Here is a 17,392-nt window from a genome sequence, read left to right on the forward strand (position 1 = left end):
CATTCAAAAATAGTGGCGAATACTGTAGAAGAAATCAAACGACCCATCAACGAAGAAATGAAACTTTTTGAACAGAAGTTTTATGAATCGATGCAAAGTAAAGTACCTTTATTAGATAAAGTCACTCGTTTTATTGTTACCACAAAAGGGAAGCAGATGCGCCCAATGTTTGTGTTTTTATGCGCTAAATTAATAGGTGATGTCAACGAAAAAACGTATCGTGGTGCATCAATGATTGAGTTGATTCACACTGCAACTTTGGTACATGATGATGTGGTTGACGAGAGTTTTAAACGGCGTAATTTTTTTTCAATCAATGCATTATGGAAAAATAAAATTGCTGTGCTTGTTGGTGATTTTCTTTTGTCTAAAGCCGTATTGCTTTCCACAGACCATAAAGATTACGATTTGCTTTCTGTGATTTCTAGAACGATAAGAGAGATGTCTGAAGGTGAACTTCTTCAGCTGGAAAAAGCTAGAAAACTTGATATTACAGAAGAGGTTTATTTTGAAATTATTCGCCAGAAAACGGCTACATTAATTGCTGCTTGTTGTGAAATTGGTGCTTTGTCTAATAATGCTGATGAAAATTTAGCCAAGAAAATGATGGAGTTCGGTACCTATACAGGGATGGCTTTTCAAATTAAAGATGATTTATTCGATTATTTAAGCTCAAACTTTATAGGAAAACCTGTTGGGATAGACATTAAGGAACAAAAGATGACGCTACCGCTGATTTATACTCTAAAAATAGCCAACGAAAAAGATCGAAAATATTATTTTAATACCATCAAACGTTACAATAACGATCAAAAACGCGTGAAGGAATTAATTAATTTTGTGAAATCTTCCGGAGGTTTAGATTATGCAATTACGGTAATGAAAGATTTTCAGCAAAAGGCAAAAGATATTTTAAACGAATTTCCGGATTCTGAAGCCAAAACCTCTCTTAATCTAATGTTGGATTATGTGATTGAGAGGAACTTTTAGATTTCTCTTTCATCATTTTTATAAAGTAAGAAGGTTTAATTTCAAATTTTCTGTAAAAGTTATCAGAAAAGCTTTCTGCGTTTGAGAACCCACAAATGTTTGCCAATTCTTTTACATCATATTGAAGATATTGAGCATTAGTTCTTAATAAATTGATAATGTAATTTAAACGAAGATTATTTATATATACATTAAAGTTGGAACCTTTATATGTATTGATTATTTTTGAAAGATAAGTAGAGTTTGTACCCAATTCTTCAACCAAAATCTTTTGAGTCAGTTGACTGTCAAGATATCTTTCTTCTGCTTCAAACACCTCAAGTTGAGTTAAAATACTTTTTACTACCAAAGTATTTAGGCTTGGAATCTTAGAATAGTATTCATCTTGTTTATCAAGTATTTCTAAATTAAGTTCTTTTACATCTTTGTCTGAAATCGCAATAGGTTTTTGAACTTCCAGAATAGGATTTTCTACAATTTCTTTTGGTGCGAAATGTTTTTTATGCTCTGTTTCAGAATTTGTAATAATATTTTCAAACCTCTGTTTGTACAATTTTTTGATTCTGTAATATCGAATACTAAAAAATAAAATAATACCTAAACTTATTACAAGAATAAGAATAAAGATATTGCTTCTCAATATAAGAAGATTTTCTACTTTGTTTTTCTCAGAAATTAATTTTTTTGTATCATATTCTTTATTGATTTTTGGATATAAATACTTAAAGTTTTTCTCGTATGATTTATCTAGAATCATCAGTTTATCAATGTATTCTAGCTGCTTATCTCTATTTTTAATTGAATCATTGTATTTAATCAATATTTCATAAGCAGATCTGAATTGAGGATCTAATCTGTTTGATTTGTTGTACTGATTATCTATTACCTCCATGAATTTTACTGCGATCGTTTTTTTACCAATCTTCCAGTTATTTAGCCCCAAATAATAAATTTCTGTAATGTGTGGATATTTATCATTATACATCTCTAATGCTTGTGTGAGTTTGGCAATTGATGATTTGTAATCTTTCTGGTAATAGGCGTCTGTACCTTGAGATGAGATAAAGTAAGGTATGAATTGTTGTAGATCGTTGTCTTCCAGATAATTGATGCTTTCGGAGATAAGCTTTTGATTCTCCTGCATTTTACCCATTTTAGTATTATTATCTATATAGCTCAACATAGAATAGATATAATATGTTTGATAATCTTGCCCAAATTTTGAATCTGTGCTTCTTTTTTTAAAAAAATCAATACATATTAACAGTTCTTTTGCTGCATCTTCGTGTAAACCAAGATAAATTTTGTTTTGAGCGATTAGGTAAATGCTTTTATAGATGATATATTCATCGTTGATATTGTTTGCATTAATATTGGCAACCAAAACATCATCTAATGACTTTTGGTAATAGCCTTCCTGGAAATACATAGTTCCTCTATTCAGATATGCATTTGCCAATAGTCTTTCGTCTTTAGAATCTTTAGCAATAGAAAGAGCCAGATTTGCGTTTCTTATATTTTCTGGATATTGAGAAAAATTGCTCGCATAGCGGTATGCATATACAAGTGCTTCTTTATTACCTTCATCTTTTGCTTTCTTAATATATTTTTGAATAAGTTCCCATGCTTTTTTTTGATCATTGTGGAAACTATCAATCTTTAATTCAATTTCTTGATATTCAATCTTTTTTTTAGAATTATCCTGCGCATTTAGATTATCTGTAAACAAGAAAATCGTAAATAAACAAAGAATAAGTCTTACAGTCAGTCTGTTACGGAGAATATGTGGGAACTTGAGACTCACTTTAGGTTTTTTATAAATTTATAAGTCTACAATATTAACATAATTAATTTGAATAAAAAACCGAAAATTTAAAAATTGCCGGTCATTTTTTATGTATTTCCCGTTAGAAAATTTGACTTTAAATTCTTTTACGCTGTATGTTTGCAATAGAAAATTATTCGAACTAAAAATTAAACTTTATAAAATAAATAATATGAAAAAATTAGTATTATTTTTTTCAGCAGTATTACTAACAACAGTAATTTCTTGTCGTCAAGATGATGACAATTTTAGCAATGAAGATTTTGAAAATCTTAAATTGATTAATAAAGCTTCACAGAAGATTCAAGATTCTACTAATGCAGCTATACCTTTAGAGGGGGATCCAATCCCACCTCCCAAAAGATAACCAAACCACTTTCATATATAACAATTTTTTTTTTTTTTTTTCATCATTTGTGTTTTTAGATTCCTTGCGTGTTTTACGTAAGGAACTTTTTTTTTCATCATATTTAAAATATAAATAGATTTTTACTGTTGAATCTTTGAAATTCAATTTTTACGGAATTTTTAAAAAATCATGTTTATAATAGGAAATCTGTAAAATTGTCTTTTTCAATACAGTAAAATTTATATATATTTGTAAAAATCATAGTGCTATGCAGACAACATATATAGAAACGCAACAGATATCTTTTCAGGATTTTAAAAATCAGATACTTAACGACTACAAATTAGGAAGAATCTCTCGCGAAATGTCTTATCTTGGAAGAAGAGAAGTGCTTACAGGAAAGGCAAAATTCGGTATTTTTGGGGATGGGAAAGAACTTCCTCAGCTTGCAATGGCAAAAGTTTTCAAGAACGGAGATTTTAGATCAGGATATTACAGAGACCAAACTTTTGCGCTGGCTGTAGATGCATTATCTGTTGAAAGTTTCTTTGCACAGTTGTATGCAGATACAAGTGTAGAGAGAGAGCCTGCGTCTGCCGGAAGGCAAATGAATGGGCATTTCGCAACCAGAAGCCTTAATGAAGATGGTAGCTGGAAAGATTTAACAGCTCAAAAGAATATCTCATCAGATATATCTCCCACAGCTGGCCAAATGCCAAGGTTATTAGGTTTAGCACAAGCTTCAAAAATATATAAATCAGTAAAATTTGAAGGGTCAGAAAAATTTTCAAAAGAGGGTAACGAAATAGCCTTTGGTACTATTGGTGACGCTTCTACTGCAGAAGGACATTTTTGGGAAACTTTAAATGCTGCTTGTGCATTGCAAGTACCGATGATTGTTTCTATTTGGGATGATGGTTACGGAATTTCTGTTCCTACAATGAAACAAAGGGCTAAAGCCGATATTGCTGAAATGTTGAGCGGTTTTCAAAGAAAAGAAGGCGAATTTCAAGGATGTGAAATAATTCAGGTAAAAGCATGGGATTATGCGTCATTATTGGATGCCTATGCAAGAGCAGAGCATTTTGCAAGAACAGAATCTGTTCCTGTAGTAGTTCATGTAATTGAAGTTACACAACCCCAAGGTCACTCTACCTCTGGATCTCACGAGAGATATAAAAATGAAGAGCGTCTTTCTTGGGAAGCAGATTTTGACGGTTTGGTGAAATTCAAAGAATGGATTTTAAATTATTCTATTGAGATTGAAGGAAAAGATGAAGTGTTGGCAACAGCAGATGAACTGAATGCTATTGAGGAAGAAGCCAAAAAGCATGTGAAATCTGGTCAAAAAACAGCTTGGGAAAGCTATCAGAAAACCATTACAGATTTGATTAATTCTGTATTACCTTTGGTTGAAAAACTTAAAGAAAATAATTCTGAAATTGAAAAATATATTGGTCAATTCAATACATCTGTTTCTAAAGCTAAAAAAGATGTTTTCCATTTGGTAAGAAAATCTTTGTTGGTAACAAGAGGAACAAATTCTGCAGAAAGAAATCAGTTGATGCAGAAGTACAACGAGATTTTTGAAGTGGAGAAAGACAATTACTCTTCACACTTATATTCTCAGTCTCAATGGAAATCTGAAAATGTAAAAGAAATAAAGCCGGTTTATTCAGATAATTCTGAAGAAGTAGATGGCAGAGTAGTAATCAGAAATAATTTTGATAAAATATTTGAAAAATATCCTGAAACTTTGGTCTTTGGTGAAGATGCTGGAAATATCGGTGACGTAAACCAAGGTCTTGAAGGTATGCAGGAAAAATACGGTGAACTTCGTATTGCTGATACCGGAATCCGTGAAGCTACCATTCTCGGCCAAGGAATAGGAATGGCGATGAGAGGTTTAAGACCCATTGCTGAAATCCAATATTTAGATTATATCTTGTACTGTCTGCAGGGAATGAGTGATGATTTGGCAACGGTTCAGTACAGAACAAAGGGCGGGCAAAAAGCTCCTGTAATCATCAGAACAAGAGGGCATAGATTAGAAGGTGTATGGCATTCTGGTTCGCCAATGGCAGGGATTTTAAATCTTTCTAAAGGTATTTTGGTATTGGTTCCTAGAAACCTTACAAAAGCTGCCGGATTCTACAACACCATGCTTCAAAGCGACGATCCAGCTGTAATTGTGGAATGTTTGAATGGTTACAGATTAAAAGAAAAACAACCGGATAATTTAGGTGAATTCACAGTTCCTGTTGGGAAAATTGAAGTGACAAAAGAAGGTAAAGACGTCACTTTGGTAACGTACGGTTCTACTTGGAGAATTGTGATGGAAGCAGCAGAGGAATTAAATAAATTAGGTATTTCTGCAGAAGTTATTGATGTTCAATCATTAATTCCTTTCGATTTAACCAATGAAATTTCCGAAAGCGTAAAGAAAACCAACAGATTAGTTGTAATTGATGAAGATGTTCAGGGTGGAACTTCAGCATTTATTTTACAGCAGATTTTGGAAAAACAAAAAGCATTCAGATTTTTAGATTCTGATCCTTTAACGATTGCTGCGAACGATCACAGACCCGCTTATGCAAGTGATGGAGATTACTTCTCTAAACCATCTGCAGACGATATGGTTGAGAAAATCTACGCCATGTTTAATGAAACAAATCCTGAGAAATATCCTGCGATATATTAATCTAGGATATTTAGATATATATTTAAACCGCTTTCTTTTAGAGAGCGGTTTTTTGTTATATTTAATTAAAATTTTGAAAATGATGTATAGGGTTTTCTATATAGTTATATTAATAGTTGTTGTTGGCTGCAAAAAAGAGAGAATGGTGGAAGATTCTAAAAAAGAGCTACTTCCAAAATATAAAGATTTTATAAATAACTATGTTAAGTCGCCAAATAAAAATGATGTGATGTGTAGAAATGATATTGAGAAAGCCAAAAACGATTTAATTAAATACAAGAAAATTTATGTTACAACATCGTGTTTTGGATGCGATTTTCCTATTTATAGTGAAGAATTAAGTGAATTTTCTATTCAAAACAATGTTAAAGTTGTAAATAACGACCTTAGTTGTATTGTGATTGATGGGCAAACTGCAGGTTGTTATACAGCGTATATTGATGGTGAAATGTTCAAAAAATTTGGTGAAAATTTTAGAAAAGAAATCGAAAACGGTGCAGATAAATTACTTGTTGAAAAGATAAAGAGAGGTAAAGTTGTGAGTGTTTATGATCTAAATGATAGTGATAAGCCACACTTACCAAATGAAACGAATGAATTGAAGGAAGGCTATACTCCCTTTTTAATATCAGGATTGCCATTAAAAATTTCGCACAATAATTATCCGTTTATGGATATAAGTTTTGTTGTAGAAAAAGATGGTTCAATATCAAATTTACGAAAAAACAATTGGGTTAGCAATGGGGATGAAAACGAAAAATTCAGTAATGAATTGGAGAATAAAGCAATAAAAATGATTATGAAGAATTACAGTAAATGGACTCCAGGAAAATATAAAAATAATGTTGCCCGAGTTGAAAATAATTTTCGTGTGAAATTTAGATAAAATTTACTTTTTTATTTTATTCACTTCTTTCACTAGTACATATCTCAGAGAAGATGCATATGCAGGAAGATTTTCGAGTTTTTCGGTTTTTATTTTCAATTTATTTTCAAAACCTGGTGTGTAAGTTAAACCTTCGATGTTGGAATAGAAATTTCGCCAATTATAAGCTGTTTTTTCTTTTACCTAAAGGCATCTAAAGAGAGCTACTCATGTACAGTCTTTAGTTTCATGATGCAATGAATGTTGTTTTGAAATAGGAAAGTGGTCTTATGATCTTTTATTTTGAAATTTTGTTTTCAGAAGTTTTTTCCGCAGATGTACTTTCTGTTTTTTCAGAAAACTTTTGTCTACCTACTAAAAGTTCAAAAAACATCTTAAAATCTGAAATTAGAGACCAAAGCGGGTATCTGAAAGTTGAAGGTTTATTTCTTTCAATTACAGCATGACTGAACCATGCAAAGCCGTAACCAAAAAGCGGAACATACCATAGAAACCTTTCCTTTCCAGAATAAATGACGTAACCAATAACGAAAAATACCAGCAGGGTACCAATGAAATGTAAGATGCGTGTTCCTGTTTTACTGTGTTCAGTAAGATAAAATTTATAAAATTCGTTGTAGGTTTTTATTCTCTCAGTCATAACTTTAGTATTTTAAAGTTCCAATCATAAAAGTTTTTGACGCGTTTAGAGCTTGCGAGCTTTCCGTTTTCTCTTTTACCACGCCTTTATTTTCAATATAACTGGAGTGAATAAAATACGTGTCTTTATTTTCTTTTGTAATAAATCCTGTATGGAAATCTAGTCCGACGATGTAAACCGTATTTTTAGATTTAGATAAAATGTAATTCTCTAAATCTTCTCTTTTCGTGAAATATTTAATGTCAGTACAAAGTTTTTTAATCATCACAGAAGACGCTTGTTGTGCTAAATATACTCTTTCAATTTTGATACCAAAATCGCTTACAATATTGGTGACAAAATATCCACAAGCAATTGTTCCGGATTGTGGACTGCGCGTTGTACCGCCAAAAGACCACGGAGTTCCTTTCCAGTAATTTGGAATGTCGTAGTTGATGAATTTGAAAAAATACTTTTGCTTTTCGCTTTCTGTTTTTGATTGAATGTCAGCTATAAACTCTTTATAGGAGACTTTTGCCACATTTTTTTCCGACGAAGAATTATGCTGAAAACTATCGTTCTTTTTACTGCATCCCAAAATAATCATCAGAATGAAGAAAAACATAATTTTTTTCACGGTATTTAAGCTTGTCTCAGTTTGCTGTTTCTGTATCCGTAGAAGAAATAAATTACGAGTCCGATTGCAAACCAAAGTCCAAACCAAAACCAGTTGTCATGGCTCATACCTGTTAAAAGGTATAAACATGAACTTAAACCTATCAAAGGAATCAGAGAGAAGTTTTTGATGAAAGTGAAAACACACAGAATCAAATTAACAATTATGAAAAAGAAAATAGAAGCTCTGAATTCTCCTTCATTAGGATCTTTCCAATCCATTAAATTACTAAAAAATTCAGGTTGAAAATAATGAAACCCAACTAAAGTTCCAATGAAAAGTACAGGAAAAATTATTTTTCCATTGATATAAGGAAGGTGGAATCTGCCTTTAATTTTCTCTTTGGCCGGCAACATTAAAACTCCGGCACAAACCAATACAAATGCGAATATAGTTCCGATACTTGTGAAATCTAATATGAAACTTTTATCCGTAAAAAGAATAGGAATACCCACTACAGTTCCGGTAATAATTGTTGCGAAGGAAGGTGTTTTATATTTAGGATGTACTTCCTGAAATTTCTTTGGCATCAACCCATCACGACTCATCGCATACCAGATTCTCGGTTGCCCCATCTGGAAGACCAAAAGTACCGTTGTGATGGCAATAATGGCAATAAAAGACACGGTAAGTTCCATCCACGCCACATTGGCATTGGTTTTTTCAAAAATAAAAGAAAGTGGATCTCCCACACCGTCAAATTTTCTGTAATCTACCATTCCTGTTAAAACTAAAGTCAGCGCAATATAAATTACAGTACAAAGTGCCAGAGAAATAATCATTCCTTTAGGCAAAGTCTTCTGTGGATCTTTGGTTTCTTCTGAAAGTACGCTTAACGCATCAAACCCGATGTAGGCGAAAAATACACCCGAAACGGCGCTCATCACTCCTGCAAAGCCGTTTGGCATAAATGAAGTTACCTGTGTTTCAGGATTCAGAGGTGTCCAGTTTCCTGTGTTGATGAATTTATAACCTACTAAAATAACGAGTACAATTACAGCTAGTTTTAAGATGACCAAAGCGTTGTTGAAATTCTTACTTTCCTTTACCCCAACGAAACACAACCACGTAATTAAACCATTGATAACCAAAGCAGGAATGTCAAGAATAATTTTTAAACCTCCCAAAACAGGAGCGTTTTTCCATGCATTCAAAAGTTCGCTGTTTGTAGATTGAGGCGTGCTGAAGAATGCTTTTTTTGCTTCAGTATAGCTGCAGCTGAGATATTCGGGGATGTGAATGTCTAATCTTCCCAAAAAACTGGTAAAATAATCTGACCAGGAGAACGCCACGTAAATATTTCCGAAAGAATATTCCATAATTAATGCCCAGCCGATAATCCACGCGATGAGTTCACCGAAACTTGCGTATGCGTAGGTGTAGGCTGAACCAGCAGTAGGAATTCTGCTCGCAAACTCAGCGTAGCAAAGTGCAGTAAAACCGCATGCAAAACCACAAATCAGATATAATACTATAACCCCAGGTCCACCGCGGAAAATTGCTTCACCAAGGCTGCTGAAACTTCCGGCACCAATGATAGCGGCAATTCCGAAAAAAACAATGTCCCAAACCCCTAAAACACGAAGCAATGAAGTTGAAGTATCTGTATCTGAATAGATTTTTCTCCTGAAAAGTTGATTCATTAATAATTTATTTGAATTGAAAAAAACAAATTTAATTAAATCTTTGAGAATATTACGTTTTTCTTAACATTTCTTAATGGAAAGTTAATTAATTTTAAAATATAATCCACAAACTAACAATATGTTAAAAATCTTGTTTAAGCAATATCTTTTTGATATTTTCGTTGGTAAATTGTGGATAAAAACTGTCTTTAACCTCAAAGACCTAATGTACTAGTTTTCAACACAGATCATTCAAAAATTTTTCAATTAATGAGATCAAAAAAAATACTTTTAGCCGCAGCTGTCATCTATTTCGGTGTAGTTGATGCCCAGCAGTCACAATATTTCACCCAAAAAGAAAATTACAGATTCGGTCTTGCCGAAAACCTGTATCAAACCAAGATATACAATTCTTCTCAGTACGAATACGCAAGACAGTATTTTTACAACCAGAATCTTTCTAGATCAAAAAAAGAAGCTGCGCAGTTTTTTGATAATGTGATTGGTGTGATTTTACAGAAAAATCATGCAGAAGAAGGCCTAACGGCTTTCATCAAAGAATATCCGAAATCTGCCTATTTCGCTCAAGCAAATCTTCCGCTGGCTGATTATTATTTAGCCAAAAAAGATTTCAAAACAGCTTTGCAGACTTTAAAAAAAGTTAATCAATACCAATTAACGAAAGAAGAAAACACGCAGTACATCATGAAATTGGGCTATGCCAAATTTATGCTCGGAGATGCGAAAGGTGCGATTGATGCACTTGAAGAAGCATACAAAACTTCAGATGGAACACAAAAAGGAGACATTGCTTACATGCTCGGACATTTAAATTATGCCGGAAGAAATAACGAAAAAGCTTTCCAGTATTTTGATTCTATTAAAGAGGAAGCAAAATATTCTAAACTGGTAAGACCTTATTATGTACAGATGTATTTTAATGATAAGGAGTATGATAAAGCAATTTCAGAAGGAACGGCTCTTTTAAACGAAGATATTTCTGAATCTTACAAAGCTGAAGTTCACAAGATCATCGGCGAAAGTTATTTCATGAAAAATGACTACAATTCGGCGTACCCGCATTTGAAAGATTATCTTGCTGTACAGACCAATCCATCAGAAAATGATTTGTACGAAATGGGATTTGTTGCTGCAAAACTCAAAAAATATGACGAGGCGGTTTCTTACTACAATCAGTTAGTGAATTCCAATTCGGCGTTGGCTCAGAATGCTTATTATCAGCTTGGAAATGCCTATTTGGAAGTAGATAAAAAGCAGGAAGCACTTTCAGCTTTCAGATCTTCTTATCAGATGAATTATGATAAAGGAGTGAAAAAATTGGCTCAGGAACAGTATGCGAAATTAAGCTACGATATCGGAAACCCGTTTGAAAATGCTTCTCAGGTTATTCAGAATTATATGACTGAAAATAAATCTGAGGCAGACAATACCGAAATGAAATCTCTTTTGGTGAAATCTTATCTGTATTCTGGTAACTATCGCGAAACCTTGAATGCCATAGACAGACTTCAAAATTCTACTCCGGAAATAGATAAAATTGATCAGGAGGTTTCTTATCTTTTGGGAACAGAAGAATTTAATAAAGGAAATTTTGATGAAGCGGAACGTTTTCTTTTGAGAAGTTTAGAATTTAATATTAATAAAGAATTCAACAGCCGTGCTTTATACTGGCTAGGGCAAACCTACTACCAAAAAGGAAATTATCCCTCAGCAATCGTTCGTTATGAAAGACTTTTAGCCGAAACTTTCCCAGAAAAACAGCAGTTGTCTTACGATTTGGGCTATGCTTATTTTAAATCTAAAAAATTTGATCAGGCTCAGAAATATTTCAAACAGTATTTAGCCAACCCTAAAAGTGAATATAAGAGTGATGCCCAGCTTCGTTTAGCAGATATTGATTATGCCAACAATAATCTGGATGCAGCAATTGCCGTGTACGATCAAAATGTAGATGCAACAGATTACACTCTGTTCCAAAAGGCAATGGCGCTTGGTTTTAAAGGTGATAATAATGCGAAGATTTCCAACTTAAAATCATTAATATCAAAATATCCAGATTCTGAATATAATGATGATGCGCAATACGAAATTGGTGTTGCCTACGCAACTCAGGATGATTTTGCTAATTCTTCAGATTTCTTCGGAAAGGTAATTAAATCTTCTTCAGACCGCGATTTGGTGGCAAATGCTTCCATTTACAAAGCTCAGAACTTTATGGATCAGAATCAAAGTGATAAAGCTTTAGCAGAATTAAAAACTCTTGGTCAACAGTATAAAAACACGCAGTATGCAGATAAAATTGTACAAGCTGCGAAACCAATATTCACCAAAAACGGCGATGTATCGGGATATGAAAATTTTGCAAGAAGTTTAGGTGTAAATGTAGCAGCTTCAGAAATCGACGAGATCAATCTTTCAACGGGGAAGCAATTCTTTGCTAAAAAAGATTATAAAAATGCGATTTCTTATTATGAGAAATATTTAACTCAAAACCCAAGTGGTGAAAGTCTTTACCAGGCTAAATATGAGTTGGGAGAAAGTTATTATCAGACTAAAAATTCTACTAAAGCATTACTGGTTCTTCAGGAAGTTGGAAATGTGCAAAACGATTATCAGGATGATGCTCAAACGAGAGTTGCACAGATTTACTTAGCACAAGGGAATATTTCTGATGCCAAAAAAGCTTTGGAAAACTTAGTTAATTCTTCAGACATAAACATCAGAAACTACGCAAATGTAGAGTTGATGAAGATTTATGCAGACGAAAAGAATTTCTCTCAGGCTGAAAAACTGGCAGAATCTGTTATTGCAAACAGTAAAAACTCTCCGGCAGTGATTGAAACCGCAAAAGTAATTAAGGCGAGAAGTTTGATGAACTCTGGAAAAGATAAAGACGCTCAATCTGCATACACTGCACTTGAAAAATCATCAAACACGGAAGTTGCTGCAGAATCTTTGTATGCAAAAGCATTTTATCAGAATAAAGCCAAATCATTTAAAATTTCTAATGAAACCATCTTCAAACTGGCGAACAATTATGCTTCAGAAGAATATTGGGGTGCTAAAGCTTTGGTTTTAATGGCTAAAAACTATGTCGGACTGAAAGATAATTATCAGGCAAGTTACACTTGTGATCAAATTATTTCGAACTACGCAGATTTCCCTGAAATTGTTGCGGAAGCAAAAGAGGTTAAGAAAATGATTAAGAAGTAAAAAGAGCCAGGGTAAAAGTTAAAAGCAAGAAAAAAATGAACAAACAAATTCAAATACTATCCATATTATTTTTAGGATTCTCTTCGGTAGCATTTTCTCAGATCAAAGAAGAAAAACTGATTCTTAATAAAAAAAGAGAACCGGAAGTAAAAAAAATAGAAAAGAAAAAAACTTCGGTGGAAACGGTGAAAAACTATCCGCCTGAAGAAAAATCTGCCAACCCGGTGAAGTATACAATTACGGATGTTCCGGTGGTGAGCGATTTTAAAACCTCCACAATTCAGGGTGAAGATGTTGCTCCGAAATTTGATGGAACAGCACAAGATAATTACATCCAGTTCGGAATGGGAAATTATGGCAAAATTTTAGGTGATGCACATGTTTCTAAAGTTTTGAACAACAAATTGGAAGTTGGCGCAGATGCACATTGGCTTTCAACACAAGGATTGAAAAAAGAATACATCTGGGATTCCAAGCAAAGTTCTGCAACCGTGGGAGCATTCATGAATTCTTACGGCGAAAAAGGGAAATTTAATTTAAATGCTGAATACGGTTTAGATCATTACAATTATTACGGAATTTATGCACTCCAGCCAGATGCCGGTGTGAATTTAGATCAAAAAGTCAATCAGTTTAAGGTAAACGGTTATTATGATTTTTATTCTAATGAAATTTTGAATGATGTAAGAGTAAAATCTTCCTTTCTGACAGATCATTTTGATGCGAAAGAAAATCAGGTTTCTTTACTTGCAAATCTTTCGAAACATGCGGTAGAATTGGGTGATTCTGGTTTCACACTGAATGCAGATTTAGGTCTAGGATTGGAAGCCGTGAAAACAGAATTCACTATCAGAGATGCCAACTCGTCTAATTTTGTGAATGCAAGTTTGACCCCAAAAATAAGTTTTAGAAAAGGGGATTCTTATTTAAGTATAGGTTCTTCATTTTCTTTTTTAAATTCTAAAAATGATAATTTAATTTTAGCTGAACAGTTAAAATCAAATAAAACCTATTGGTTTCCGCAAGCTGAATTTCAATATGCTGCAGCCAACGAATTTAAATTTTATGGTGGAGTAGATGGGGGGCTAAAACTAAATACGTATGGTGAACTATTACAAGACAATCCGTTTTTGGTTTCTGATCAATATTTGAGACCAACGGAAACAAAATACCACTTTTACGCAGGTTTGAGAGGAGACATCGACGAGACTTTTAAATATGACGTGTCGGCAGGTTTTGGGAAAATGAATAATATTATGTTTTTCAGAGCCAATACATTATTTGATAATGCATTTACATTAAACCGCTCTGCCTACAATTTTGCCAATACATTTTCTACTGTTTATGATGATGGAAATGTGAGTGATATTAAAGGAAGTTTACAATATTTCCCGCTAGAAAACTTGGTGATAGACGGCGAAGTAAGGTTCCAAAAGTTTGATTTGAACAATTATAAAAATATTTATAACGTTCCTTTGCTCACTGCATCCTTCGGAGCAAAATATACTATGCTTGCCAAAAAACTTCTATTGGGCTTCAAAGGAATTGTTGCAAGTGATAGAACCACAAACTCTTACATCTTGAATGCTGTTCCTGGTCCTTTGGTTGCAGGATCTACGGTTTACCAGTCTACAGAGAATACTAATGATAAAGTGGGTGGATATGCAGATTTAAACTTGTCCGCAGAGTATAAATTTCACAAAAATTTTAGTATTTTCGCAGTCGGAAACAATCTTCTCAACTCAAAATACCAAACGTATAAAGGATATAAAGTTCTTGGTGCACAGGTTTTAGGAGGTGTGAAAATAACGTTCTAAGATAAGGTAATGAGTAATTGGTAATACGCTACTTGAATTACTTATCATTAATTACTCATTACTTATAAAAATAGGCTTCGTAGTTCAACTGGATAGAATATCGGATTTCGGCTCCGAGGGTTGGGGGTTCGAACCCCTCCGAAGTCACAAGGTACTATTAAATAAAAGCAACGCCAATAGATTATATTGGCGTTGTTTTTATAAAAAATCCTTGTTTATTCTTGTGTTTTTTAATTGCTAAGAAAAACAAAGATTTTATAATAGATTTCTTTTTAAAGACAAACGATGGCATTTCATTTATCGAAGCAATACAATTGTTTAAATATCAATTATTTAAGAATATTACAGTATTATTTGGAAATAGTAATCTATTTTTCTTCAAAACAAAGCCTTGCCATCAGATAGCTTACGGTAGATTCTGCACCTTGGTTCAGGTTCACATTTTTCTCTTCTAATCCATCATAACAACCTCCTGTGGCGGGATTGTAAATGATCTGATTCAGATGATTTTTTCCCAGAAACCAATTGAAGGCATTTTTCATCATTTTTGGATAATGTTCATCATTAAAATATTTTGTAAACTTGAATAATGTTAAGATAGTGTACGCCACATCAATGGGTTGTTCGCCTCCATTTGCTTCTGCTTTGATTTCGTTTTTTTGAAGCCATCCTTTGTTGGAGATTACTTTGATAGCATCCTTTACGAATATTTTTGATAACAAAAACTGAAAAGATTCTAGTGCAACTTTTTTGTACATTTTGTTTCCTGTAGAGATCCAGGCGCAAAGCATAGCTTCTGGAAGTACGCTGTTGCCATAGGTGAGGTAACTTTCAAACCAGTGCCAGTTATCCTGTGCCTCGTGTTCGTACATTTTCTCTAATCGGTTGGCCAATGTAATTAAGACTGGTATATTTTGTGTTGAATTTTGATAATGCAAGCCTTTAATGATAAATGCCATTGCTCTGGTAGAATGCATTTTTTCGGCAAATGGAAGGTTTTTTTTGATGATTTTTTCTGCTTTTAAAGACAAATTTTCCGGTAAAACAGTTTTTTTGGATATCAAATAGCCCAAAGCCCAGATTGCTCTTCCGTTGGAATCCTCCAGATTGGTTTCATAGTTCTGAGGGGTAAATTTCTTATATTCATCTACGTAATTAAGAAAACTACCGTCTGGCTGTTGACAAAATTCTATAAAATCAAGATAAATAGTGATCAGTTTCAGATCTTCATCGTCATTGGTTTGCCCGAAATGTTGGCAAATGGCGATCATCGCACGGGCATTGTCATCCAATGTATAACCTGAATCTATATCTGGTCTGTTGATCTTTGAAAACTGGATCATTCCAAAATCTGTGGTCATATTTTGAATGTGTGTCAAATTGATTTTAGGCAAACTGTATTTTAGCTGGATTTTGTGGTTTCCAAATTTTTGAAAAAGCAAAGCGTGCAGTAGGGAAGAATTTTCCCAAGCTGTAGGTGCCATTCTTTCCAATGCATTAGAACTTAATTGTTCCTGCATTTGTTCATTTTTCAAGACCTTGTTTACGGCGGAAGCAAGTTGTTCCGGCGATTCAAAATCTATAATAATTCCTGTATCTTCTTTAAGGACTTCCAATGCGTGTGGAATAGGTGTGGAAATGATTGGGCAACCGCAACTGATGGCGTAGGAAAACGTCCCACTTACTGCCTGATTTCTATCTTTGGAGGTAAAAAGATAGATGTCTGTCAACTGAAGATACTCTAGCAATTCTGCTAAGGGAAGGTATGCATTGACAAACCGTACATTGTTCTCCAAATGTAGTTCCTGTACTGTTTTTTCTAGAGATAAGCGGTATTCCTCTCCGTCATTTTTAATAATGGTAGGATGTGTTTTTCCTATAATCAGAAAGAGAACGTCAGGATGTTCAGCAATGATCTTTGGTAAAGCATTCAAAGTAGTTTCGATGTTTTTTCCCGAACCTAATAATCCGAAAGTAGAGAGAACTTTTTTACCTTTTAGCTGGTATTTATCTTTCAGTGAACTTTTTTCTGTTAATGGCAACAGGTGTGTTCCGTGAGGGATGAGGTTAATTTTTTCGGGTGATATTTTATATTCTTTTGCTAATATTGTAGCAGAAATATCAGTCATTACAATGATTGATTTTGCATAATGGGCGATTTCCTGCACTTGTTTTTTAAGTCCGGGATCGGGTTTTGGAAGCACCGTATGAAAAGTGACAATAATGTCTGTTTCTAACAATTCTAAGAATTTTGATAATCCATTTTGTACAGCACCGAAGAACCCGAACTCGTGCTGAAGCATCACCAGTTCAATAGCATCACTTTTATTGATTTTCTTGGCCAGTCGGATGTAAGAATCGTAGTCTGAGGTGTTAAGATGATAGGCTGTATTCTGAGCATAGTCATAGTGCTCATCTTCAGTTTCTATCGGGCAGATAATGGCTTTGAAAGATTTTACGAATTTGGTTTTCAGGCATTGTATAAGATCTTCCGAGTAAGTGGCGATGCCGCATACTTTTGGTGGAAAAGAAGTAATAAAAAGGATCTCCGGCAAAGCTTTCGCACTCTGGATATTTTCTTTAATGAACCTTGATGGTCTTTCAATTTGTTCTTCCACATCTGTTTTGTTATCCATTTTCATTTTTTTAATTTTTTAGTGATTTGACTTC

The 17,392-nt window shown here is 33.6% G+C and carries 11 protein-coding genes, 1 tRNA gene and 1 pseudogene; 7 read left to right on the forward strand and 6 right to left on the reverse strand.

Going from position 1 to position 17,392, the window contains the following annotated elements; genetic code table 11:
• The first annotated feature begins 12 nt into the window (after window positions 1-12).
• Entirely contained in the window at window positions 13-990 is a 978-nt protein-coding gene (locus BW939_RS06260) for a polyprenyl synthetase family protein (protein WP_076450932.1), read from the forward strand.
• On the opposite strand, the gene BW939_RS06265 is transcribed toward BW939_RS06260, so the two are convergent.
• A complete protein-coding gene (locus tag BW939_RS06265; RefSeq protein WP_123891577.1) occupies window positions 950-2,794 on the reverse strand; it encodes a helix-turn-helix domain-containing protein in 1,845 nt (614 codons plus the stop codon). The two genes, BW939_RS06260 and BW939_RS06265, sit on opposite strands and share 41 nt — an antisense overlap.
• A 193-nt stretch (window positions 2,795-2,987) precedes the next feature.
• Here BW939_RS06265 and BW939_RS06270 point away from each other — a divergent pair, with 193 nt between their 5' ends.
• The 3 genes from BW939_RS06270 (at window position 2,988) to BW939_RS06280 (ending at window position 6,751) form a co-directional block, all read left to right on the forward strand.
• Window positions 2,988-3,182, forward strand: a complete 195-nt coding sequence (locus BW939_RS06270; protein WP_123891576.1) for a hypothetical protein — start codon at window positions 2,988-2,990, stop codon at window positions 3,180-3,182.
• A gap of 250 nt (window positions 3,183-3,432) precedes the next feature.
• A complete protein-coding gene (locus BW939_RS06275; protein ID WP_076450936.1) occupies window positions 3,433-5,865 on the forward strand; it encodes an alpha-ketoacid dehydrogenase subunit alpha/beta in 2,433 nt (810 codons plus the stop codon).
• A 79-nt stretch (window positions 5,866-5,944) separates the two neighbouring features.
• On the forward strand, window positions 5,945-6,751 hold the full coding sequence (locus BW939_RS06280; protein WP_123891575.1) for a hypothetical protein: 807 nt from the start codon (window positions 5,945-5,947) through the stop codon (window positions 6,749-6,751).
• A gap of 3 nt (window positions 6,752-6,754) precedes the next feature.
• On the opposite strand, the pseudogene BW939_RS16160 reads toward BW939_RS06280, so the two are convergent.
• From BW939_RS16160 to BW939_RS06300, 4 genes and pseudogenes are all read right to left on the reverse strand, one after another.
• Window positions 6,755-6,922: pseudogene (locus BW939_RS16160) on the reverse strand (DUF4377 domain-containing protein); the annotation flags it as partial.
• 106 nt (window positions 6,923-7,028) lie between these two features.
• Complete coding sequence (locus BW939_RS06290) at window positions 7,029-7,391, reverse strand: Mpo1-like protein (protein WP_076450939.1); 363 nt, start codon at window positions 7,389-7,391, stop codon at window positions 7,029-7,031.
• 4 nt (window positions 7,392-7,395) lie between these two features.
• On the reverse strand, window positions 7,396-7,995 hold the full coding sequence (locus tag BW939_RS06295; protein WP_123891574.1) for a hypothetical protein: 600 nt from the start codon (window positions 7,993-7,995) through the stop codon (window positions 7,396-7,398).
• Between the two features lie 17 nt (window positions 7,996-8,012).
• On the reverse strand, window positions 8,013-9,689 hold the full coding sequence (locus BW939_RS06300) for an APC family permease (RefSeq protein ID WP_076450942.1): 1,677 nt from the start codon (window positions 9,687-9,689) through the stop codon (window positions 8,013-8,015).
• Between the two features lie 252 nt (window positions 9,690-9,941).
• On the opposite strand from BW939_RS06300, the gene BW939_RS06305 reads away from it, so the two are divergent.
• The 3 genes from BW939_RS06305 (at window position 9,942) to BW939_RS06315 (ending at window position 14,869) form a co-directional block, all read left to right on the forward strand.
• Entirely contained in the window at window positions 9,942-12,905 is a 2,964-nt protein-coding gene (locus BW939_RS06305; RefSeq protein WP_076450944.1) for a tetratricopeptide repeat protein, read from the forward strand.
• Window positions 12,906-12,940: 35 nt separating this feature from the next.
• Entirely contained in the window at window positions 12,941-14,722 is a 1,782-nt protein-coding gene (locus BW939_RS06310; protein ID WP_076450945.1) for a TonB-dependent receptor, read from the forward strand.
• A gap of 73 nt (window positions 14,723-14,795) precedes the next feature.
• Window positions 14,796-14,869 (forward strand) — tRNA-Arg (locus BW939_RS06315).
• A 221-nt stretch (window positions 14,870-15,090) separates the two neighbouring features.
• Here BW939_RS06315 and BW939_RS06320 read toward each other — a convergent pair.
• Complete coding sequence (locus BW939_RS06320) at window positions 15,091-17,358, reverse strand: glycosyltransferase (protein ID WP_084566619.1); 2,268 nt, start codon at window positions 17,356-17,358, stop codon at window positions 15,091-15,093.
• Window positions 17,359-17,392: the final 34 nt, after the last annotated feature.

Source organism: Chryseobacterium piscicola, assembly GCF_900156685.1.
GTDB lineage: Bacteria > Bacteroidota > Bacteroidia > Flavobacteriales > Weeksellaceae > Chryseobacterium > Chryseobacterium piscicola.